This is a genomic window from Gilliamella sp. CG16 (genome assembly GCF_046635785.1).
Classification (GTDB): Bacteria; Pseudomonadota; Gammaproteobacteria; order Enterobacterales; family Orbaceae; genus Gilliamella; species Gilliamella apicola_I.
This window is the reverse complement of sequence record NZ_JBIDFL010000002.1, coordinates 323,359-347,990: the sequence shown is the minus strand read 5'-3', so window position 1 is coordinate 347,990 and position 24,632 is coordinate 323,359. Positions and strand designations below refer to the sequence as shown.

General features: G+C 31.8%; 10 protein-coding genes. 8 read left to right on the top strand and 2 right to left on the bottom strand.

All coding sequences use genetic code 11. The features are described from left to right. Window positions 1-6: 6 nt before the first annotated feature. Both pqiB and ACGH47_RS04050 read left to right on the top strand, forming a co-directional pair. Window positions 7-1,644: an intermembrane transport protein PqiB gene (pqiB, locus tag ACGH47_RS04055; protein WP_267377872.1), complete on the top strand. Its 1,638-nt coding sequence runs from the start codon at window positions 7-9 to the stop codon at window positions 1,642-1,644. Further along, complete coding sequence (locus ACGH47_RS04050) at window positions 1,644-2,228, top strand: membrane integrity-associated transporter subunit PqiC (RefSeq protein ID WP_411622822.1); 585 nt, start codon at window positions 1,644-1,646, stop codon at window positions 2,226-2,228. The genes pqiB and ACGH47_RS04050 overlap by 1 nt, the downstream gene beginning before the upstream one ends. A gap of 50 nt (window positions 2,229-2,278) precedes the next feature. Here ACGH47_RS04050 and pabB read toward each other — a convergent pair whose 3' ends face one another. After that, the gene (gene pabB, locus ACGH47_RS04045) at window positions 2,279-4,027 is read right to left on the bottom strand and encodes an aminodeoxychorismate synthase component I (RefSeq protein ID WP_411622821.1); all 1,749 of its coding nucleotides are present in this window, start codon (window positions 4,025-4,027) and stop codon (window positions 2,279-2,281) included. Between the two features lie 7 nt (window positions 4,028-4,034). Beyond that, on the bottom strand, window positions 4,035-4,604 hold the full coding sequence (locus ACGH47_RS04040) for an anthranilate synthase component II (protein WP_411622820.1): 570 nt from the start codon (window positions 4,602-4,604) through the stop codon (window positions 4,035-4,037). Window positions 4,605-4,794: 190 nt separating this feature from the next. On the opposite strand from ACGH47_RS04040, the gene ACGH47_RS04035 reads away from it, so the two are divergent. The 6 genes from ACGH47_RS04035 to ACGH47_RS04010 all read left to right on the top strand — a co-directional run bounded on the left by ACGH47_RS04035 (window position 4,795) and on the right by ACGH47_RS04010 (window position 24,436). Continuing rightward, the gene (locus tag ACGH47_RS04035) at window positions 4,795-6,489 is read left to right on the top strand and encodes a ShlB/FhaC/HecB family hemolysin secretion/activation protein (protein WP_267414180.1); all 1,695 of its coding nucleotides are present in this window, start codon (window positions 4,795-4,797) and stop codon (window positions 6,487-6,489) included. Window positions 6,490-7,320: 831 nt separating this feature from the next. Next, window positions 7,321-10,335 (top strand): filamentous hemagglutinin N-terminal domain-containing protein, encoded by a 3,015-nt coding sequence (locus tag ACGH47_RS04030; RefSeq protein WP_411596957.1) that lies wholly within the window; start codon window positions 7,321-7,323, stop codon window positions 10,333-10,335. A 1,008-nt stretch (window positions 10,336-11,343) separates the two neighbouring features. Then, window positions 11,344-14,133 (top strand): filamentous hemagglutinin N-terminal domain-containing protein, encoded by a 2,790-nt coding sequence (locus ACGH47_RS04025; RefSeq protein ID WP_411622819.1) that lies wholly within the window; start codon window positions 11,344-11,346, stop codon window positions 14,131-14,133. 733 nt (window positions 14,134-14,866) lie between these two features. After that, window positions 14,867-17,701, top strand: coding sequence for a filamentous hemagglutinin N-terminal domain-containing protein (locus tag ACGH47_RS04020; protein ID WP_411622818.1), 2,835 nt, complete (start codon window positions 14,867-14,869; stop codon window positions 17,699-17,701). A 512-nt stretch (window positions 17,702-18,213) separates the two neighbouring features. After that, a complete protein-coding gene (locus ACGH47_RS04015) occupies window positions 18,214-20,799 on the top strand; it encodes a filamentous hemagglutinin N-terminal domain-containing protein (protein ID WP_411622817.1) in 2,586 nt (861 codons plus the stop codon). 706 nt (window positions 20,800-21,505) lie between these two features. Further along, window positions 21,506-24,436 (top strand): filamentous hemagglutinin N-terminal domain-containing protein, encoded by a 2,931-nt coding sequence (locus ACGH47_RS04010; RefSeq protein WP_411622816.1) that lies wholly within the window; start codon window positions 21,506-21,508, stop codon window positions 24,434-24,436. The last annotated feature ends 196 nt before the right edge of the window (window positions 24,437-24,632 follow it).

The window sequence follows — 24,632 nt, the reverse complement described above, 5'->3', positions numbered from 1 at the left end:
AAACATATGACAAATTCAAATAGATTAGCAAAAATTATCAAAATCAGAGCTATCTCAGCAATATGGATTATCCCTATTGTTACTGTAATTGTTGGGCTTTGGATAATTTACTCTCATTTTGCTGATAGAGGTACATCCTTCACTTTGCTGGCAAAAGATGCTAGTGGTATTGTTGCTGGAAAAACGGTGATTAAAAATCGTAGTGTTGATGTAGGCATAATAGATCAAGTGACGTTATCGGATGATTATAATCAAGTTGTCATCAAAGGACGAATCTATAAAAATATGGAGCCTTTGCTTAAAAATGACTCCATATTTTGGGTGGTTAAACCAGAAATTGGGCGTGATGGAGTTACGGGATTAGGTACGATTTTATCGGGTGTTTATATTGAATTAGTCGCAGGAAATGATAAACATAGCTTTAAAAATGATCCGTTTGAATTGTCCGATTCGCCACCCATATCCGATCCTAGTATTAAGGGTATTCGGTTAAATTTAGAAAGTGATCAAAGCGGAATGATACCGCGTGGTGCTTCAGTGATGTTTAGAGGCTATCGGGTAGGGAATGTAGAAACCTCGTTGTTTGATGTTGAAGCGCGTAAAATGAAATATCAAATTTTCATCAAAGAGCCTTATGATGCGCTAGTGACACAAAATGTTAGATTTTGGAAAGAAGGTGGAGTTAATTTAACACTTTCTTCTATGGGTGCAAGTTTGAATTTTCCTTCTTTAGATGTTCTGTTATCTGGGGGAATCAGTTTTGATTTACCCGACGGATCTAAATTGGGGGCTCCAGCACAGCAGTATGCATTATATCAATTATACGATGATAAAAAGTCGATACAAGAATCTCAATACACTCAATATAAAGAGTTCCTGATCATGATTTCAGATTCCATATCGGGGCTAAATGTTGGCGCACCGGTTGAGTATCATGGAATAAGACTCGGTACGGTTAGCAAAGTGCCATTTTATACCATAGACATGTTAAATGAATCGTCAATACTGAATCAAAAAGTACCGGTCTTAATTAAGATTGAGCCTGATCGTTTATCCGATTTAGTGGATGAAAAAATCGATATTGCAAAGCAGATCATGGAAGAACAAAAAAATGGTTTAAGAGCTTCGCTTAAAACATCAAATTTATTTACGGGTGCGCTGTATATTGATTTGGATTTTTACCCTGATTTAAAAAATGAATACAATGAAAAAACAGCTGTGCAATATGGTTATGATACCATCGACACTACTTCAACAGGCATAGCACAAATACAAGCTAAAATTTTACAATTATTAGATAACTTCAATAATTTACCACTAAATAAAACAATGGATCAGTTTAATCAATCATTGGCATCGAGTGAGCGTTTAATGAATTCGTTGAATAAGATCATGGCAAGCAAAGAGATGCAAACGATGCCAAAAGATCTGCAAAAAGCGTTACGCTCATTGAACGATACAATGAAAGAATTACAACCTGGTTCAGAAATGAATAATCAAATAAAAGAGAGTTTGCAAAAAATTCAACAAATGATGGATGAGTTAACGCCATTGTTAAGCACATTGAATGATAAAAGCAATGCTTTAATATTCTCTGCACCTGTTAAACAAGATTTGGAACCCAAAGCAAAAGGTAAAAAATAATGAAAAGCATAATAAATCGCATTTTTACAATTGGGATTATGGCATTATTAACGACATTAGTTGGCTGTTCTTCAGGAACCGCTGAAAAACATTACTTTCAATTAGAGAGTCATTTACAAAATCAACGTTCACAAACCTTGAATTCAGCGCATGGTTTTATATGGATTGAATCCATAGATGTAGCTAGTTTTTTAAACAAACAAGGGATTGTCTTGCAAACGGATAATATTCAGTTTGTTACGGCCTCAAACAATTTATGGGGATCATCGCTTTCACAACAACTTGGTGATCGTTTAGAACAAGATTTAGCGATTTTTTTACCTCATTATTTAGTTTCAACCAAAGCAATTACTACCCCAACAATGACCGTCAAACTATTTATTGATGGATTTCATGGCAGTTACACCGGCGATGCGATAATAAAAGGGCGTTGGGTTGTTAAAGATAGTAAAGATAATATTGAAACAAAATTTTTTGAACATCGTATAGCGTTAAAAAATAATGGCTATGCCGCATTAGTCAATGCATTATCGAAAGGTTGGCAGGATGAAGAGCGTGACTTTTCCACCTTGATAATACGTTAAGTGATTCGATAACATTTCGCCATTGAGTTGGCGAAATCGTTACCTTTATATCATTGAGTTTTTAATTGTTGTTTGAAGTGGTTAAAAACTTTATCATCAATTTCCACCCATTTGCGAACACTATTAATGAATGCAATTTTTTCAGCGTATAATACATCTTTTTTAGTCAGTGTTTTTTCAACTAATTGTTTTGATTCCAAATAAAATTGCCGCATTGTCCCCGCCAGTAAGCCAGAGGTGATTTTGGGGGTTACCCATTGATTATCAACCAATAACGCGATATTACCATTAACAAACTCTGTGATTTCGTCATGTTGATTAAAGTTAATATACTCTTTTGCAGGGAGTAGTGCCGGAAAATGATGCCGAATTGATGTTTTGTGGTATAAAAAGAGATTCTGGTTATTAACACAATTTGGAGCAAACTCAATTTCGGCGATTTGCAAAGGCGTGATAATACTATCATGATTAATCTCAAACTGCCCATTTTCTCTAAGTAAAATCCGTATTTTATACAAATTTTTAGAATAGGTGTTTGCCAGATTCATTAGGGCTAACTTAATGATACGGATATTGCACTCAAAATTAAAATAACTTGCAGAATCAGTTAATCTTGTTAAATGCTGATCCAATAAAAAAAACTGACCATTTTCAAGTAACAGTGATTCAATAATGTATTCTGGTATGGTAATTGTACGATTTAAAATTGCTGATTTAATTAAAATTTCGTTATATTCATCTTGCGAAGTGGAATCCCAGGTAATCCCTCCACCCACACCATAATGCATATATTGCTGATTTATCGTTAATGTGCGAATTGGCACGTTAAATACCATTTTATGCCCAAATGGTTCAATATATCCAATCGTGCCGCAATAGACCCCTCGAGCAGTGTTCTCAATTTGAGCGATAATTTGCATCGTACTAACTTTTGGCGCACCGGTGATTGAACCGCATGGAAATAATGCTCGAAAAATGTCGAATAAATGAATATCTTCAATTAATTGCCCCTCAATAGTTGAGGTTAATTGCCACACGGTTGGATATTTTTCAGCAGAAAAGAGCGTTGGTACAACAACCGTGCCTGGTTTGGAAATTTGACTTAAATCATTGCGAAGTAAATCAACAATCATCATATTTTCTGCTAGATTTTTTTCTGACATCAGCAAAAGGCGTTGTTGATTATCTTGTTGTGTAGTCAAACCTCGTCCTACCGTGCCTTTCATCGGTTTGGTGGTAATCGTTTTATTTTCAATCCTAAAAAATAACTCGGGTGAAATCGATAAAATATGATAATCATCATGTTCAAAATAAGCGCAATAATCTGCCTGATTATTTTTTTGAAGAAAATAGTAATAATCAATCGGATTTCCGTCAAAAGGCGCTTTAAATTGAATGGTATAATTGGTTTGATAAGTATTTCCTAATTCAATTTGAGAACGGATAAAATCAATTTTTTGATTATATTCTTCAATAGTTGTATCACAGCTTAATACTAATGGTTCTGCCTGATAATGAGGTATTGATTTAGGGGGGTGAGATGAGTATTTATCATAAATACCAAATAATAGTAGAGGTAAATCGGTATCTTGAGGCGGATTGGATTGGGTTTGATTAGCCTGATTAAAGCCCATTGCACTCTCATAGGCTAAATATCCTACTGCATAAAATCCTTGTGCAATAAATGATTCAATCTCTTCTAAGCATTTTTTTACGGATGACACTTTAGTTGTTGCTAATATTTTTATGGGATCGCAAAAATATTTATGTTGACCTTCAAAATCGATATGAACTTTCATGTAAATCCTATTGATGAACAAAATTTTTGATGATTTGCAAACCACAATCTGTTTTGATTGCTTCAGGATGAAATTGTACCGACTCAATAGGTAAATATTTATGGCGTAATCCCATAATCAATCCTTGTTTATTTCGTGCGGTGACAATGAGTGGTGATGATGTAGGTAATAAATTATCCCTTACCATTAAAGAGTGATAACGCACTACCGTCAGTGGATTGTCAATTCCAGTAAAGATTCCTTGACTATCATGATTAATATTATCGAGTTTACCGTGCATTGGTTGCGGAGATTTGACAATCTCATATCCAAAATACTGTGCTATTGCTTGATGTCCTAAACAGATCCCGAATATTGGGCAGCTACGATTGAATTCAGCTAGAACGGAAAGAGTTATTCCTGCATTGCTAGGACTCCCCGGTCCTGGTGAGAGAACAATTTTAGAAAAGTTTAATTTTTTCAATTGGTCAATTGTCATCTCATTATTTTTAATCACTTTAACTTTGGCTTTAGCTCGACAAAGATAATCATAAATATTAAACGTAAAAGAATCATAATTATCAATTAGTATAATCAAAATATTGCCTGCGAGATTTCAAACGATTTATTTCAAATTTTCATGCTGATATATCCTAATATATTTTCTTTTATTTAGAAAAGATTTTAACGATTGAACTGATTATTTTTAACGCATGTCTATTTTTTTATGGACTAAATTCGATTATCGAATTAACATTAGCGCAAACTAAAATACAATAATAGGAAAAATGATGAAAATCAGAGTATTGTTAATTGTAGTAATAAGTTTTATCTTTTCAAATAACGTATTTGCTGAGCAGTTACCGACAGCACAAGAACGAAAGATCAGTGATCAGCAGCTGATCTACCAACAAGAAAGGCAAAAAGCAACAGAAGAGGCATTGTCAACTAAAACACCTAATGTAAGTTTAATGTCACCTTTACAAAAAATTCAGACGATCAATTTTCCTGAAGAGGAATTTTGTTTTCCGATTCAACATGTTGAATTGTTAGAACGTGATGCCTTTCCAATTACCATACCGTTAAATACGTTAGCCAAACAAGCGGAAGGTCGTTGCTTGGGTGGCAAAGGTTTAAATTTACTGATGACGGAATTACAAAATCAGCTTATTAGTTATGGCTATATCACAACACGGGTTTTGGCGCCTCAACAAGATCTTAATTCAGGAACATTTACTTTATTGTTGCTGAAAGGAACGGTAAGAAATATTTTTTATTCATCAGATAGTGACACCAGAGCCAATTTAACAAGTAATATGCCATTAAAAAAAGGGGATTTACTTAACTTACGCGCTATCGAACAAGGACTTGAAAATTTTCAGCGAATTCCAACTGCCAGTGCTCAAATCCAATTATTACCAGGAGAAGAGGCCGGTGAAACAGATATTGTTATCCAACGTCAACAATCGAAATATTGGCGAATAGGATTATCGTTAGATAATTCGGGATCAAAAAGTACGGGTCGCTATCAAGGTGGGCTCACACTTTATTTGGATAATCCACTTGGTCTTAGTGACAGTTTTTATGTTTCTGGTGGACATAATTTAGAGGGCGTGGACGATTATGGCTCAAAAAATTATCTATTCGCCTATTCTGTCCCATTTGGTTATTGGCTTTTTGATGCCTCGATGTATGCAAATACCTATAATCAAAAAATTTCGGATGTGGTCGATTATCAATATAAAGGACGGAGTAAATATTATAATTTTCAAATAAGCCGAGTATTGCACCGTAATGAAGCGCAAAAAACAATATTAAGTTATGGCATCAATTTAAGAGAGTCTCACAATTTCATCAATGATACCGAAATCGAAATTCAGCGGCGCAAAACAAGCAATTGGCGAATTGGCTTACAGCATAGTCACTACTTCGATAATATCGTTGTTTATGCAGGTGCATCTTATCAAAAAGGCGTACGTTGGTTTGGCGCACAAAAAGCATTTGAAGAAAAATCTGAAATCGGTAGTGCTCTAACCGATATCATTAATGCTAATTTGTCGGTTTATGTGCCTTTTAAACTCGGTAATCAAAATTTTGGATACAGCCTTGATTCACAAGGACAATACACTCGACGTAATAAATTAACTGCACCGGATCGATTTTCGATTGGTAGTCGTTGGACGGTACGAGGATTTGATGGTGAAGAGATGTTAAGTGCCGATAATGGCTGGTTTATTCGCAATGATTTAATATGGTATACGCCACTAAACCAGCAATTATATTTAGGACTGGATGCCGGTGGCGTATTTGGGGGAAATTCCGAAAATCTGACGGGTAAAAAATTAGTCGGTTCGGCTATCGGAATCAGAGGACGTCACTTTGGTCTTTATTATGATATGTTTGCTGGCGTGCCCCTACATAAACCTGACAAATTTAATACTAATCATTTAACACTCGGATTCTATTTAAATTGGACTTATTAGTGTTACCTATCATTTAGCCAACAATAAATTAGTACTTATTATTGTTTTCAATAAACAATAATAAGTACTAAATAAAATCAATTAAATAACTCCATAATAATTAATGCATTAGTTAATGAAGAAAAATTAAAAAAATTTTTTGTAAAGCTAATGAAGATATTTTAAATAAACCTTTGACTGAAAGTTTATTTAAAGATTATTATATATAAGTTATCTTATCTAAACCGCATAATTATGGGTTTTATCATTACTTTGTAAACTGATGATAAAACGATCAAATATTAATAAATTGATTACAGTTTTTTTAAGTGTTTATTAATCGCGGAAAAGTCTTAACTCTTACCACCAAGATAAGATACATAACATTAAAAAGGTCACTATTTTTGTTGATTGTAAGCATTCAGTCAGCCATAAAAGAATAGCCATCTAATTTCGCTATACAGGTTGTTAGATTCTATTAAATTTCCTTTTTATAACTTGAATTAACCTTATTTGAATAGTTCTATTTTATGAAAGTTAACTATCGATAACTTATACAAAACGATGACTAAAGGATATGAGCTTAATTTCACATTACATTTTGCAGTAAAAAGTTATATTAACTATTGATATTAATTGGATTTGATTCAATTCAATTAACAGATTGTTAATTACACTGTAGTCATTTTTTCATTGTAGTAACTAATTGATATTAGTCATTTTGTAAAACAGTAATCTTAATTTATGCCTTGATTATAGAATAAATTGATTTTTATAAAATGACTGGTTTTTAAGAAAATTCCGATTCTTTTTGAGTAAAAAAGAGTAGATCTATGAAAGGTGAGACATACTATGAATAAAAATTTTTATCGCATTGTTTTTAATAAAACTCGTGGATTGTTCGTTGTGGTATCTGAAATTGTAAAATCACATCAGGCGATATCACGTTGCAGCCGAAAAGCTAAAAAAACGGATATTAAACAGAATTCAAATAACGATACAAAATATTGCACATTAAAACCACTTGCATTTTTATCCTATATTGCATTAGGTATGGTAAGTATTGTTGGTACAACTTATGCAAAAGGTATTGTGGTTGATCCCTTAGCCAATCAAAATCAACGTCCTGTCGTTAAGGAATTACAAAATGGTACAACACAAATCAATATTGTTGCACCGAGTAGAAACGGTGTGTCTCATAATAAATATACTCAATTTGATGTGTCAAAAAAGGGTGTGATTCTTAATAATGCTACTGGTGGCACGAATACACAACTAGCAGGAAATATCAATGGTAATCCACTATTACAAAACAGCGCAAAAGTCATTTTAAATGAAGTTAATTCTAACAATATCAGCCAATTAAATGGTTATATTGAAGTCGCCGGACAAAAAGCACAGGTGATAATCGCTAATCCAGCTGGGATTACCTGTGATAATTGTGGCTTTATCAATGCAGATAGAGCCACGTTAACAACCGGTAAACCGATTGTAACAAATGGTAACCTAGAAGGCTATTTGGTCGAAAAAGGTCATATTCAAATTACAGGTAATGGTCTAAATGATACCGGACAAGATTATAGTGATCTGATCGCTCGAAGTGTCAATATCAATGCTAAATTATGGGCAAATAAAGAAATCAATGTCATAACGGGTAAAGCAAAAGTTAGCGCGGATTTAAAACATATTGATACACAAGGCTTTGATAATCACGTTGGACAACCCGAGTTTGGCATAGATGTCTCAAGATTAGGGGGCATGTATGCGGATAAAATTAGAATGGTTGGGACAGAACATGGCGTTGGTGTACGAAATAATGGGACGTTATTGGCAAATGCAGGAACATTAACTGTAACCAACGATGGCAAAGTAATTAATGCTGGTTATATCAGTTCAGCGCAAAACCTTGAATTCAAAACGACTTATGGTGGAATTGAAAACCATTCAACAATTGAAAGTTCAAAAAACATTGTATTATCCAGTAAAGCAGAAATAAAAAATGTTGATAGATTAAATGCGCAAGGTGATATCACGCTTAATGCAGAAAGTTGGGTTGGTAACCAAGGATTAATATCTTCGGGTAAACAGATTACAACAACGAGTAAAGAGTTTGATAATAGTTATTCAGCAAATATAAAAGCGCAAAATCTAAAAATTAATGCGAATATGGCAAAAAATACAGGCAATATTAACGTAAATGACACAATTAATCTGCTCGCAAATCAGTTTGAAAATAATAAAAAATTAGCTGCTAAAAAAGAAGTCACTATAAACAGTAGAAAATTCAAAAATGATTGGAAAGGCAAAATTGAATCAAATAATATCAAAATTTTTGGTGACGAATTTGTCAATTATGGTCAACTTGTTGCCGACAATAGATTAACTATGAATGTTAAAAGTATCACGAATCTTAATGAATTAGTGGGAAGAAACGAAATCAGGATTAATAGTATAGAATTTTCTAACAAAAAAGACGGAATAATAAACGCTTATGATGCGGAAGTTATAACACAAAATTTCGATTCTGATGGTACAATTTTAACTGGCGCATTGGATATATCTGCTGAAATAAACTATAACAATGGCATCAATGGCAAAATAATAGCTGATTATTTCAAGTTAATAAATCCACATAAAAGTGTTAACGAAGGTCTTATCGATGTAGGCTATTTTTATGAAGTGGGTAGTGACTTTATTAATACCGCTTTTGGCAAAATAAAAGTCGGTGAATTATATGCCAATAATGATTATTTTGAAAATAAAGGTTCGGTATACTCATCCAGTAAAATAATCGTTGAAAGTAATGATTTTTACAATAATGGTCAATTTGATGCAATAAAAACTCTAAAAGTAAATCAGAATAAGAATTTTAAAAATGATTGGCAAGGAACAATCAACGCTAATTTAATTGAATTCGACCAACAGATCGTCAATGAAAGTTTTTCTAACTTTGGTTCGATACAGTCAAAAGATCAAATTAAAATTAAATCTAAGGATTTTTATAACCAAGGGAAGATATTGGCGAAACATGAATTAAGCATTCAGGGTGACAAACTAAAAAATGAGATGAATGCTTCAATAAGCGCTGACAAAATTGATCTATCCGGTACAACATTAGAAAATAAAGGTTTGATAACTGCTCAAGATTCCCTAAAAATCGATGTTAAACAGTTATATAACAAATTTAAGTTATTATCTGATGAAAATTTAGATATTAATACCTCATATTTTTCAAATGAAGGAAATGAAAGTCTTGTTAAAGCTGATTTAGTGACAATATTTGCTAATAAACTGGACAATCATAGTACCTTTAATGCGACTAATGATCTACAAATCATTGTTAACAACATCTACAATCAAGGTCGGTTCACATCTAATAATCATATTGGTATATATAGTGCAGACTTTAAAAATGATTGGGCAGGTCATGTTGATGCCGATAAACTGGATATCGCCGGTGGAAAAATGAACAACATGAACGAAATAAAAGCTAATCGATATATAACTATCAACGTTAATGATTTCTACAATAACAAGACTTTATTTACATTTGGAGATCTAGAAATAGGCGGCACCAATTTTAAAAATGATTGGTATGGTTTGATTAAAGCTGAAAACCTAGATATTCTTTCGACTCAGTTATCGAATTATGGAAAATTTGAAACAAGTAATTTAATGAATATTGTGACAAAGAATTTTTATAATTACGGACGAGTTGATTCTGATATGCACATCTGGTTATATGCTGATTATTTTAGAAATGATTGGAAAGCTGTGATGAATGCAAAATACATTAAAACGAAAGTGAATCACATTGAGAATTATGGATTAATAACAGGAATTATAAATGATGAAAATCAACTATAACTTATGGATTGCTAATGTTTTTTAACTTGAACAGTTGTTTATAACTTAAGATTCTGGTTTTCTATGTATAAAAAATTAGAAAACCAGGGTCTATTTTTCGAAATTTAAATAATCATATACTGAAAATAGAAACCGATTTAACCTGCTCTTTAATGTTAGCTATCTTAAAAAAATTGTGACCAAATGGAATTCTTCTTTTCTCTAACATTGCTGTTTTTAGATGCTGTTCATATAAATTTTTACCCCTAAAACCACCACTATTCTTTAAAAAGCAATAAATGTCGAAAAAACGTAGTAAAGTAAAAATAATGGTTAATTAGAAACTAATTTTTTCATCTTATTAAAAAATAAACATTAAAATCGCAAAACATTGATATAAAAATTTACTAAAGTTAAATTTTTTTGATTTAAATTAAAATTGAATTAAATTCTTTCAATAATATATAAAATAATTTAATAAAGTCTTTGACCGAACCTCAAATAAATGTTTATATAGTACACTTTATTTATCCAATGAATGCCTTGTGGTATAGGCACAATTTCACATCAATCAATAAAAGACACACCATTGTGAAATCAATCAGTTCCAGTATTATTTGTTTTTTTGATATTTATTAGTCATGTTAAATAAGATTAACTTACATTTATATATCAAATAAAAACAATATTTAACCAATAGCTATTTGTTAATAAGATCCAATGAGTGATTTGAAATACTGTTCTTTTTACGTCAATTTTTAAATATTGAGTCAGTGGTCAAACTATTCATGTTAACGACATAAAATTGATGATAATCAAAACTAATTAATCTTCTGTTGGTTAATAGAAAATCCCCATAAATACCCGAATGACAGAATTTGTATATTTTTTTCAAGTTGTAGTAACCCATTAATATCTTTGCTTGTTAATAAAAGGATATTAATTTTTTTTATAAATTTAATTAATTTTTAATAACTTAATATGCTTTTGTTTTCAGACATCAGCATTAGATACAAGGTGAAAAATACTATGAATAAAAATTTTTATCGCATCGTTTTTAATAAAGTTCGTGGATTATTTGTTGTGGTTTCTGAAATAGTTAAATCTCATCAAGTCATGGCTAGTCATAATCAAACCACAAAAAAAATGGAAGGGTATTGTAAGCAAAAAGATCAATCCTGTATGTTAAAACCCTTAGTATTTTTATCCTATATTGCATTTGGTATGGTTAGTATTGTTGAATCTAGTTACGCAAATAATATCGCTGTTGATCAAAATGCCAGCCAAGAACAACGTCCAACCGTTCAAGGTTTACCAAACGGTGTAACACAAATTGATATCGCAGCACCAAGCAATAATGGCGTATCCCATAATAAATATACCCAATTTGACGTATCAAAAAATGGTGTCATTTTAAATAACTCTCGTGATGATAGCCAAACACAATTAGCTGGTAATATTAATGGTAATGCATCACTACAAAATAGCGCCAAGGTAATATTAAACGAAGTGAATTCGCAAAATATCAGCCAATTAAATGGTTATATCGAGGTGGCGGGTCAAAAAGCCCAAGTGATTATTGCCAATCCGGCCGGCATAACCTGTAATGGTTGTGGTTTTATTAATGCAGACCGAGCAACCTTGACCACCGGTAAACCGATAATGGAAGATGGAAAATTAACAGGTTATCAATTAGAAAAAGGTCAGATAGCCATTACTGGGAATGGATTAAAAAATTCAGGGCAAGATTATACTGATTTAATCGCACGCAGTGTTAATGTCAATGCCAAGTTATGGGCTAATAAAGAAATCAATATTGTGACAGGTAAAGCGAAGGTGAGTACAGACCTGACAAAGATTGAAAAAGTCGCCTCAGCCACCAATACTGAACAACCTGAATTTGCGCTGGATGTTTCAGCGTTAGGTGGAATGTATGCCGGAAAAATTAAGATGGTCGGTACTGAAGCAGGGGTAGGTGTTCGTAATAATGGGATACTTATGGCCAGTGCGGGAACGATAGATATATCAACAAATGGCAAAATTTTAAATACCGTAAGTGGTAATCTTAATTCTGCGACAGACACCTTATTGAAGAGTGACAATATTGAAAATCATGGCACAATCATTAGTCAGAAAAATGTCATTTTAACGGGAAAAACAGAAGTAAAAAATTATGGCATTGTTAATGCTAAAGAAGACATTAATCTAAAAGCTGAAAAATTGGTTGCCAACGAAAATAGATTATTAGCAGGCAATAATCTTAGTGCAGAAAGTGAGGAATTTCTGAGTACCTGGACAGGGAATGTGAGTGCTAATAATATTACATTAAACGCAGCGCAAACCAAAAATGTGGGGAAAATTAATGCGGCTGAAAGTGTGAAAATTAAAGCATCAAGTGTTGAAAATGCTGGGAATTTATCAGCAGGAGAAAGTATTACTGTATCAAGTGAAAAAATCAAAAATGATTGGTTTGGTGTGATTCAGTCAAAAAATATAGAACTTGAAGGAACAAATCTAGAAAATTATAAAGAAATTAACGCAACTGACAACTTGATCATTAACGTTGTAGATATAAATAATATTAATACGTTAACCTCAGATAATAAATTAACGCTAGCAAGTCAGAACATTCAAAATCATTCAACAGGTCTGATTCGATCGCAAAAAGAATTATCCATAAATTCCAAAATGTTATCCAATAACGGTGTGTTAGCATCAATAGAAAATATGAATGTTATTAGTGATGATGTCTTTAATCATTGGAATGGTACAATGCAATCGAAAATCGTTGATTTAAAAGGCAATAACTTTAGAAATTATGGTGCTGTTAATGGTGTACAATCCATCGATATCGCCGTAAAAGGAATACTTTATAATCAAGGAATTTTATCATCAATTTCACCCGAACCTTCACCACATTCTGAAAGTTCAGAAACACCAAGTTTCAAAATTAATCTATCTTTTGATTCATTTAAAAATGATTGGAACGGTAAAGTTAATGCTGATCAAATAAATCTTGTGAACATTAAAACCAACAATGATCAAGTTAACGAAACGGGTGAATTTATTAATTATAACGAAATGAATGCCAATGACTTACTCAATATTGATGTTAAGAATGTTTACAATCAAGGTAAATTATTGGCAAAAAATGATTTATCTATAACGAGTGACAACTTCAAAAATGATTGGAAAGGCGAAGTACAAGCTAATAATATTACGTTGGTAGGTGCAAAATTTGACAATTACAATCAAGTTTTTGCTAATTCTGAGCTGAATGTCAATGTCGAAAACGCTTACAATCAAGCTAAGCTCTTAACTGAAGGCAAATTATTAATTAATAGCAATAATTTCAAAAATGATTGGCTTGGTGAAATAAATTCAAATAACATTGAAATCACAGGTAATAGATTTGATAACCGTAATAAATTAATAGCGAATGATACAATGAATATTAACCTGAATGATTTTAATAACAATGGTGAATTATTGGCTAACCAACAAGTAAAAGTAGTCAGTCACAACCTAAAAAATGATTGGTTTGGTTCAATTAAAGCTGAAAATATTGATCTGAATGTTATAACAAATATGGAAAACTTTGGTGAGGTTGAAGCTGGTGATCAGTTAACTATTAATTCTAATTATACATACAACCAAGGCAATGTGATTTCGAAAAGAGAGATTAAATTAGCGGGTAATCATTTTCTCAATGATTGGCATGGTGTGATTAATGCTGAAATTATTACTGACAATTTATCTGATAAAATCGTTAATCGTGGTCTAATTAATGGAAAGTCCACTAATGCAAAAGATGAATAGATTAATTTGATCAATTAATTCTGTTTTGTTGTAAAGATAAGATCCTAGTTTACTGAAATATATCATCAATAGGTAAGCTAGGATCTTAAAAATTAATTTTTTCAATCTTTGTCAACTTATGAGCTTTCTACTCATTCACTTTAATCCCCAAAAAACATAAAAATTTCTATAACTTACCTAATTAATATCAATAAAATTACTGGTAATAGAAATATCTAGACCGAATAAAATTAAAACATCATCAAGTGCCCAAATATTAAAACCGATTTGATCACACCAACTATCTGCTTAATAGAAATACTTTTTTAACAAAACAGAAAATAAATTAAGTGATAAATTAATAAATTAAAAAATCTTGTTATCAAAAGTCTTAGCTAACCCTAAAAATTGTTTGGATTAACAAAGAAATGTAAATTACGGATGCACAAATAAAACTTTGACTAAATATAAATTTAATGTTTATTATACATGAATCAAATTATCTAAATGATGTTAATTTGGTGTGTCTGTTTCTTTCTGTTCTACCAAGGATGATGGTTAATTAGTGGATAACTAGCTAATGTTAACGTAATTTATCATCCTATCGATTTCCTTTTGTTGCATTAAATTCAAAATATTATTTGTATTGCCGTATTTAACTATTTTTGTAGATTTATTGAAATAATCATTTGTTTAATATGATGATTTTATTTTTTACGTTTTAACAAAATAATAGGTGAAAGGTGTAAATACTATGAATAAGAATTTTTATCGCATTATTTTCAATAAAGTCCGTGGATTGTTTGTTGTGGTATCTGAAATGACTAAATCGCATCAAGTCGTAACCAATAATGCTAAACAAATCAAAACAGTTCATGTTAACCCTAATCCAATCCAGCATGTTCAGTTTTGCAGATTAAAACCTTTAGTCTTTATGTCATATATTGCATTGGGTTTGGTTAGTGTGGTTAATGTCAGTTATGCCAATAATATCGTTGTCGATCCAACGGCTAACCAAGCACAACGCCCTAATGTGCACAACTTGCAAAATGGCGTAACACAAATTGATATTGCAGCGCCAAGTAATAGCGGTGTCTCTCACAACAAATATAACCAATTTGATGTATCCAAAAATGGTGTCATACTCAATAATGCGACAGGAAGAACTAATACCCAATTAGCTGGCGACATTAATGGTAATAGATTATTACAAAATCGTGCAAAAGTGATTTTAAATGAAGTTAACTCTCCAAATATTAGTCAGTTAAATGGTTATGTTGAAGTTGCAGGTCAAAAAGCGCAGGTCATTATCGCCAATCCTGCCGGTATAACTTGTAATGGTTGCGGTTTTATTAATGCTGATAGAGTCACGTTAACGACGGGTAAACCCATTATGGATAATGGTAAATTGCAAAGTTACCAAGTTGATGGCGGACGTATTGAAATTAATGGCTATGGTTTAAAAAACTCAGGTCAAGACTACACCGATTTAATTGCACGTAGTGTCAATGTTAATGCGGAATTATGGGCAAATAATGAAATTAATGTTATCACAGGACAAGCTAAAGTAAGTGCTGATTTGAATACCATTGAAAAGCAAGGATTTAATAATCAAGTTGATCAGCCTGAGTTTGGATTGGACGTTTCTGCGCTAGGCGGAATGTATGCAGGTAAAATTAAAATGGTCGGTACCGAAAATGGTGTAGGGGTACGAAATGAAGGAAAACTGATGGCGAGTGCCGGTTCATTGAATCTTTCTGCTGATGGCAAAATTATTAATAAAGGAACGATGCAATCCTCTGAAGGAACTGTCTTAAAAAGTCAATCTGAAATTAAAAATTTAGGCACAATCACAGCCAAAAATGACCTTAAACTTCAATCCCATACGTTAATTACCAATGAAGGAAAACTGTCTGCAAAAAATTCTCTTTCAACAACCAGTGATGATTTTATTAGTATTTGGTCAGGGGATGTAAAAGCGAATAACATTGTGATTAATGCTAAGCAAGCTAAAAATGTGGGTAAAATGAAAGCCTATGAAACTGTCACCATTAATGCTTCAACTGCAGAAAATAATGGGAACTTAACGGCAGGAAAACAAATTACCCTAACAAGCGACAATATCAAAAATGATTGGCAAGGGATTATTAACGCTAAAAATATTAACTTGAATGGGAAAAATTTTGAAAATTATGGCGAAGTTAATTCTGCTGAAAACTTAGTGATATCGATAGAAAATATAAATAATATCAATAAATTACTATCAGATGAGCAATTATTGTTAAAAGGAACCAACATTACAAATAGCGATACAGGATTGATCAAAGCTGAGGACAAAGTTTCAATAGTTGCAAAGAACATCATCAATGATGGCACAATCAATAGTGACTCAGTATTTTTAGGGGAAGGAGAGGTTGGGAAAATTGTGAATACTTGGCGAGCAAAAATCAATGCTAAGCAATTATTTGATATTCATGCTAATCAATTTGAGAATTCTGGACAGATAAATGCGGATAATGGATCAATGGAATTACAAGATTATATGTATAACCAAGGTCAAATTACGCTAAATAACAATTTGAATTTATACATTAAAGATTTTAAAAATGATTGGAATGGCAAATTAGCCAGTAATTATATGCATATCAACAAAACGAAATCGGATGCTACTATCACTAATTATGGCGTCATCAATGCTGATAATTTAAATATTTTGAATAATAATGTTTATAATTATGGTCAACTTTTAGTTAATCATACTTTATCTGTAGTAAACAATGCATTTGTAAATAGTTGGCAAGGTATTATCAAATCTGATGAGGTGGATATAAATACGCGTAATTTTGAAAATCATAATGAACTCAAGGCGGGTCAATTACTGTCAATTAATGGAGGTAACCAGTTTTATAATCAAGGAAAATTATTTGCCAATAAACAAATCATTTTAAAAGGCAATGAAGTTAAAAATGACTGGAAAGGTGAAATCAAAGCCGATTTAATTACAATGGATACCAATAAGTTGGATAATTATAATGAAATTAGTGCATTAAATTCATCGGTGATCAAAGTGAAAGACGGCTATAACCAAGGGAAGATTTTTGCATCCGATAAATTGGCAATAAAAACTGATAACTTTAAAAATGATTGGAAAGGCGAAATCAATGCTAACCAAATCGAAATCAAAGGCGGAAATTTTGATAACCGAAATTTTGCAAAAGCCAATGATGATTTCAAATTAAACGTAAGTAGTTTATACAATAATGGTCAGTTACTAGCTAAAAATAAAATACAGTTACACGGTAGAAATTTTCATAATGATTGGTTTGGTTGGATAGCATCAGACACTATTGATTTAGATATTGACTATAATTTTAATAATTATGGAACGCTATCTGTCAATAAATCAATTAGTATACTCGCTAACCTCATCTATAACGAAGGAAAAATAACTTCAGATGATTATATTAAATTAACAGCTAGGACATTGACCAACGACAGCCATGGAATAATTAATGCAAAATATATTGAATCTAAAATAGCCTATATTAACAACATTGGCGTGATCAATGGTATTTTCGTTAATCAATAAAATGCATGACAGTAAGTTATAATTGATAAAATTACTCACCTGGTTTACCAAACGTTATTTCTCGTTTGCTAAATCAGGTTATTAAGATTCTATTATGTTAAATGTTATCTACAGTTATCTCTCACCTTTAATCATTATCAAAAAAAGATATCAATACAAGTCTTCGTTTTTAACCATTTTGAAATTTGAAAATAAAATTTGCTTACAATTCATTAGGTAAAATTCTTTGACTAAATGAAAATTTAAAGTTTAATATATAAACATTAAGTTATCTAAACAATATAAAAATTTTGTTTGCACCGTTAGCTTAATAAAAGTCATTAAGTGTTCTGTAAGTCATTTGCGTGCTTTTTAAAGCATTAATCATAACGCAGCCGTTATAGTTGAATTCGTATTAAATTTTTTAATAGTCTTATCTGATTCTGAAGTCATTTTAGAAAATTTGCTGTCCATAATTTAATATTAATATGATTTATTACGGCTATTAACAAAAAGATGAAAGGTAAAATATTATGAATAAACGTTTTTATCGTATTGTTTTTAATCGGATTCGTGGATTATTTGTTGTTGTGTCTGATATTGCACAATCACATCACGTTGTGGTTAGTAAGGGTCAGCAAGGCAAGCGTATTCACGTCAACAATAACTCGATCGATAATCCCCGATCTTATTTATTAAAGCCGTTAGTTTTTTTATCCTATGTTGCGTTAGGACTGGTCAGTATGACTGGCGTCAGTTACGCAAATAATATCGTTGTCGATCAAAGTGCCAATCAAGCGCAACGCCCAACGATTCAAGGTTTACCAAACGGTGTAACGCAAATTGATATCACAGCACCAAACAATGATGGCGTATCCCATAATAAATATACCCAATTTGACGTATCAAAAAATGGTGTCATTTTAAATAACTCTTCAAACGGTAGTAAAACGCAATTAGCCGGTAATATCAATGGTAATGCATCACTACAAAATAGCGCCAAGGTAATATTGAACGAAGTAAATTCGCAAAATATCAGTCAATTAAATGGTTATATCGAGGTAGCCGGTCAAAAAGCCCAAGTAGTTATCGCCAATCCGGCAGGCATAACCTGTAACGGTTGTGGTTTTATTAATGCAGACAGGGCAACTTTAACCACCGGTAAACCGCTAATGGAAAATGGAAAATTGGCGGGTTATCACGTGGAACAGGGGCAAATAGCCATAACAGGGGATGGATTAAAAAATTCAGGGCAAGATTATACCGATTTAATTGCACGTAGTGTAAAGGTTAATGCGGAATTGTGGGCGAATAAAGAAATCATTATTCTGACAGGTCAAAACAAAGTGAGTGCAGATCTGGCAACAATTAAAAATGTGGTATCAGACACGAATACTGTAAAACCTGAGTTTGCTCTAGATGTATCAGCGTTAGGCGGAATGTATGCCGGAAAAATTCAGATGGTGGGTACTGACGCAGGGGTAGGTGTTCGTAATAATGGGACACTCATGGCAAGTGCGGGAATGTTGAATCTATTGGTTAGTGGTAAAATTTTAAATAATGTGGGGGGTAATATTAAGGCAACACAAGATATCTTGCTAGACAGTCAACAATTAGAAAATCATGGCACAATTGCCAGTCAAAAAAATGTCGACGTGTTGGGTAGAACAGAGATAAAAAATTATGGGATTATTGAAGCGAAAGAAGATATCAAAATCAAAACTAATACATTGATTACCAACGAAAATAGATTGTCTGCAGGCAATAATCTTAGCGCAGAAAGTGAGGGCTTTCTTAGTACATGGACAGGGAATGTGAGCGCCAACACAATTGTATTAAAATCAGGGCACACTAAAAATGTGGGCAAAATGAATGCGGTTGAAAAGGTGGAAATTAAAGCATCATATGCCGAAAATGCGGGTGATTTATCAGCAGGAGAAAGCGTTACTGTATCGAGTGATAAAATCAAAAATGATTGGTTTGGTGTAATTCAGTCGAAAAATATTACCTTAGAAGGGAAAGATTTTGAGAATTATAGCGAAGTAAATGCCAAGGCTAAATTAAGCATTGTTGCTGATGTTATGAACGTAAATAAACTAACATCTGGAAAGGAAATATCGGTCGTTAGTGAAAAAAATATTATCAATAAAGATACAGGTTTAATTCAAGCTGGAGAAGTTGTTTCATTATCTGGAACAAATATAGTTAATGAAGGTAATATTAAAAGTTCATTTGTAGTTTTAAGTGCCGGACATGTTGGAACCGTGGTTAATACTTGGCGTGGAAAAATAGAAGCCGATAAAGCTGTTTCCATAACGATGAAACATTTTGATAATTGGGGATTGGTAAGTGGTGATGCTGGAGATATTGAATCGATGGGAAAAGTGTATAATCAAGGTCAAATTGCGATAAAATCAAATTTACATTTTAACTATCATGAATTTAAAAATGATTGGAACGGTAAACTATCTTCCAATTACGCTATGATTGAGCCTAGTTCTGTTAATTTTGATAATGATATTACCAACTATGGTCTAATAGAGGTTGGTTCGATGAATGTGATTACTAATAATTTATATAATTATGGGAAAATTTTAGCGACTTATTTTTATTTATCAGGCAGTAATTTTGTAAATAATTGGCAAAGCCTAATAAAGGCTAATGAAATATTTACTCAGTTTGAAAATTTTAGAAATTACAATGAAATCACTGCTGCTAAAAAGTTAACGATTAAAGTTACAGATGGCTATAACCAAGGAAAAATTCATTCATCAAAAGAATTAGATATAATCAGTAACAACTTTAAAAATGATTGGCAAGGTGAAATCAGTGCCAACACGATTAAAATAGAAGGACAAATAAATGAAGAAGGAATAATTGAAGGACGATTTGATAATCGAAAATCAATCCGTGCTAATGATACATTGAAGATTAACGTAACAGAGTTTTACAATAATGGAGAGTTATTTGCCCAAAATAAAATAGACGGTGTCAGTAAACATTTCAAAAATGATTGGTTTGGCGTTATCGATACTAATCTTCTTGTATTAAAAGTTGAAAATGGGATAGAAAATTTTGGACAGATAAATGCAAAAGAATTACAAGAAATCAGTGATTAGTATTTATCCAATATTTAAAAGTTTTAATCATGATAAATAAAATTTTATCTCGGTAAAATATCATATTGGTTTATCAGTTGTGTTTAAATGACTGATAAGCCAATAATGCCACATTTCGTTCCTTTGATAATCCTTTCGTTCAATTTTCTTCCCTCTATTGACAGATTATTTTGAAATAAAATTTTGTTTTTCATCGATAATTTTGTGATGAAGGTTTATTAAAAACATTGATCATTTAACTGTTCAAAAAACATCAATGATTTGTTAATCGGATTAATAATGCATCTGATTTGACATGAACTCCTTAATACGTGGACTATCAAACCAAATATTAAGATTTTATTGTGTGGCATAAACTTCAAAAGAATTAAAGTCTAACTTAGTTAAACTCGAAAATTGACAAAAAAATAAATAAAATCTTTGACTAAATATGAAGTTAAAGTTTATTATAAAAAAATTAAGTTATCTAAATCATATAAAATTTTCCGTTGCTATTTGCCTGTTTATTTTAGGGGCAATCAAATTGTGGTAATGGTTCCAAATATATAAATCTTATCGTTGTCATTTTTAGTTGTATCAATTTCAATAATTATTTGTTTGGTTAATTATAAAAAAAATATGGATTTATTGAGCATGACCCATTGTTTAATAGATAAATATGATTTGTCTTAGCATGTTAGAAAATAGATGAAAGGTGAGAAATACTATGAACAAGAATTTTTTTCGTATTGTTTTTAATAAGACTCGTGGATTGTATGTTGTGGTATCCGAAATGGTTAGTTCCCATCAAGTCATGACAAGTCATAATCAGACTACAAAAAAAATTGAAGTGATTTCTAAACATAAAAATCAATCCTTTATGTTAAAACCCTTAGTATTTTTATCCTATATCGCATTAGGTATGGTTGGCATTGTTGAATCTAGTTACGCAAATAATATCGTTGTCGATCAAAATGCCAATCAAGCACAACGCCCAGCCATTCAAGGCTTACCAAACGGCGTAACACAAATTGATATCGCAACGCCAACAAAAGGGGGCGTTTCACATAATAAATATACGCAATTTGATGTTTCAAAAAATGGCGTCATTTTAAATAACTCTCGTGACGGTAGTAAAACACAATTAGCCGGTGATATTAATGGTAATGCATCACTGCAAAATAGCGCCAAAGTCATACTAAACGAAGTGAATTCGCAAAATATCAGCCAATTAAATGGTTATATCGAGGTGGCCGGTCAAAAAGCCCAAGTGATCATCGCCAATCCGGCCGGTATAACCTGTAATGGTTGTGGTTTTATTAATGCAGATAGGGCAACCTTGACGACCGGTAAACCATTAATGAAAGATGGACAATTGATTGGTTATCATGTTGAAAAAGGGCAAATAGCCATTACAGGGGATGGATTAAAAAATTCAGGGCAAGATTACACCGATTTAATCGCACGTAGTGTGAATGTCAATGCCAAGTTATGGGCAAATAAAGAAATCACTATTGTGACCGGTCAAGGCAAAGTGAAAGCAGATCTGACTAAGATTGAAAAAATCGTATCAGACCCCAATACTGCGCAACCTGAGTTTGCACTGGATGTTTCAGCGTTAGGTGGAATGTATGCTGGAAAAATTAAGATGATAGGTACCGAAACAGGGGTAGGTGTACGTAATAATGGAATACTTATGGCTAATGCGGGGACGTTAAATTTATCGGTGGATGGTAAAATTTTAAATAATGTCGGTGGTAATCTTAAAGCAACAAAAGACATCTTATTAAACAGTCAACAAATAGAAAATCATGGCACAATTGCTGCTCAAAAAAATGTCAGTTTAATGGCAAAAACAGAAGTAAAAAATTATGGAATCGTTGAAGCGAAAGAAGATATCAATCTAAAAGCATCTAAATTGGTTGCGAATGAGGGTAAATTGTCAGCAGGAAAAAATATTACTTCATTTAGTCAAGAATTTATTAGTACATGGACAGGTAATATAAATGCTGTAGCTATTACAATAACAGCCAAACGTACCAAAAATGTTGGAAGATTAAGAGCACAAATGATAAAAATTTCTGCTAATTATACTGAAAATGCGGGAAATGTATCAACCACCGATAAAATTAGTGTATCAGGTGATAATATAAAAAATGATTGGGAAGGGAAAATTGAATCAGCAGATGTAGATTTAGAGGGGAAAAACGTTGAAAATTACGGTGAAGTTGAAGCTAAGGATAAATTAAACATAGTTGCAGATGACGTGACAAATGAGAACAAATTAACCTCAGAAAAAGATTTAATCGTACATAGTGATAATATCACCAATAAGGATAAAGGCTCAATTCAAGCTGGAGAAAATGTTTCATTAGAAGGAAATAATATCGTTAATGAAGGTGAAGTAAAATCACCAACGGTAAACTTAGGAAACACATCTGAATCGAAAATAACCAATACATCGCAAGGTAAAATCATTGCAGAGGATCGAATCAATGTAAACGGTATGCAATTTGATAACCATGGTTGGATTACCGGTAATTGGGCTAATATAAGATTAACTAACGGAATGTACAATAATGGTAATATCGCATTTAAAGATAAGATGGAATTAAATATCAAAAACTTAAAAAATGATTGGCAAGGTATTTTAAAAAGTTCAAAAATACGTATCAAAAATGATGACTTAGGGACAGATTTAACTAACTTTGGTGTTATTGATGCAGATAACATGAATTTACAACTTGAAGAAGTATCCAACTTTGGTCAATTGTTAGCAAAGGAGTCGCTATCTTTAAACGCTAGCAAATTGGAAAATGGTAGGGAAGGCATAATAAAATCGAATAAAGTTAAATTATCTTCATCAAAAATCTATAATTACAATCAAATTATTGCTAAAGAACAACTTGAAATCAATTCTACTGAAATATTATATAATCAAGGAAAATTATTGGCTCAGGATAAAATAGCAATATCCAGTAATTATTTTAAAAATGATTGGTTAGGAGAGGTGAATGCCGATGAAATAAGTCTAAATGGTATTACTGTTAATGATTTGGTTTCATTTGAAGATAGTAGGTTTGATAACTACAATAAAGTTACTGCCAATAAAAATTTAAAACTTGATACAGCTGATATTTATAATCAAGCGAAATTAATAGCTGTTGAGCGATTAACGACTAAAAGCACTAATTTTAAAAACGATTGGCAAGCGGAAATCAGCGCTAATAAAATTGAAATAAACAGTGAAAATTTTGACAATCGAAAAATCGTAAACGCAAAGGATAAACTCGTTATTAAAGCTGGACAAATTTATAATAATGGCGAGATATTTGCCAAAAATGAGATATATACAGAAACTAAGCAATTTAAGAATGATTGGTTAGGAATTATCAAAACTAATAATATCAATGTAGCAGGTGGAAATAATATCAACAATTTAGGTACAATTAATGTTGATAAATTAGATAACACTCAACATAATCAGCGATATAAAATCGAAAATTCGGCTTCAGAGATATTTTTCACTTTAGATAATAATACTTTTTCCAATGACAAACAAAATACAATAAAAACGGAAACTATCATATCTAATATTACGGATATGATTATTTTCCATATAATGCATCGCGATTATAACAATCAGAAAAATCAATAAAATCTTATCTTTATACTAAGGTTTGATGAGGTATCCTATTGTTATTATTCAATAAAAAAATCGATATCACAGGGAATTTATCATAATTCCCTCAATGAGTTGTAATTAACTTAAATTGTTTCGCTGATCCTCCTTATCTAATTTAAATGTTCTTGATGTAACATTAGACTAAAAAAATTAATAGATCTTATTGATG

What these genes read in the sequence shown, in the direction of transcription:
- pqiB (WP_267377872.1), top strand. Translation starts at nt 7, where the DNA reads ATGACAAATTCAAATAGATTAGCAAAAATTATCAAAATCAGAGCTATC.
- ACGH47_RS04050 (WP_411622822.1), top strand. Translation starts at nt 1,644, where the DNA reads ATGAAAAGCATAATAAATCGCATTTTTACAATTGGGATTATGGCATTA.
- pabB (WP_411622821.1), bottom strand. Translation starts at nt 4,027, where the DNA reads ATGAAAGTTCATATCGATTTTGAAGGTCAACATAAATATTTTTGCGAT.
- ACGH47_RS04035 (WP_267414180.1), top strand. Translation starts at nt 4,795, where the DNA reads ATGATGAAAATCAGAGTATTGTTAATTGTAGTAATAAGTTTTATCTTT.
- ACGH47_RS04030 (WP_411596957.1), top strand. Translation starts at nt 7,321, where the DNA reads ATGAATAAAAATTTTTATCGCATTGTTTTTAATAAAACTCGTGGATTG.
- ACGH47_RS04025 (WP_411622819.1), top strand. Translation starts at nt 11,344, where the DNA reads ATGAATAAAAATTTTTATCGCATCGTTTTTAATAAAGTTCGTGGATTA.
- ACGH47_RS04020 (WP_411622818.1), top strand. Translation starts at nt 14,867, where the DNA reads ATGAATAAGAATTTTTATCGCATTATTTTCAATAAAGTCCGTGGATTG.
- ACGH47_RS04015 (WP_411622817.1), top strand. Translation starts at nt 18,214, where the DNA reads ATGAATAAACGTTTTTATCGTATTGTTTTTAATCGGATTCGTGGATTA.
- ACGH47_RS04010 (WP_411622816.1), top strand. Translation starts at nt 21,506, where the DNA reads ATGAACAAGAATTTTTTTCGTATTGTTTTTAATAAGACTCGTGGATTG.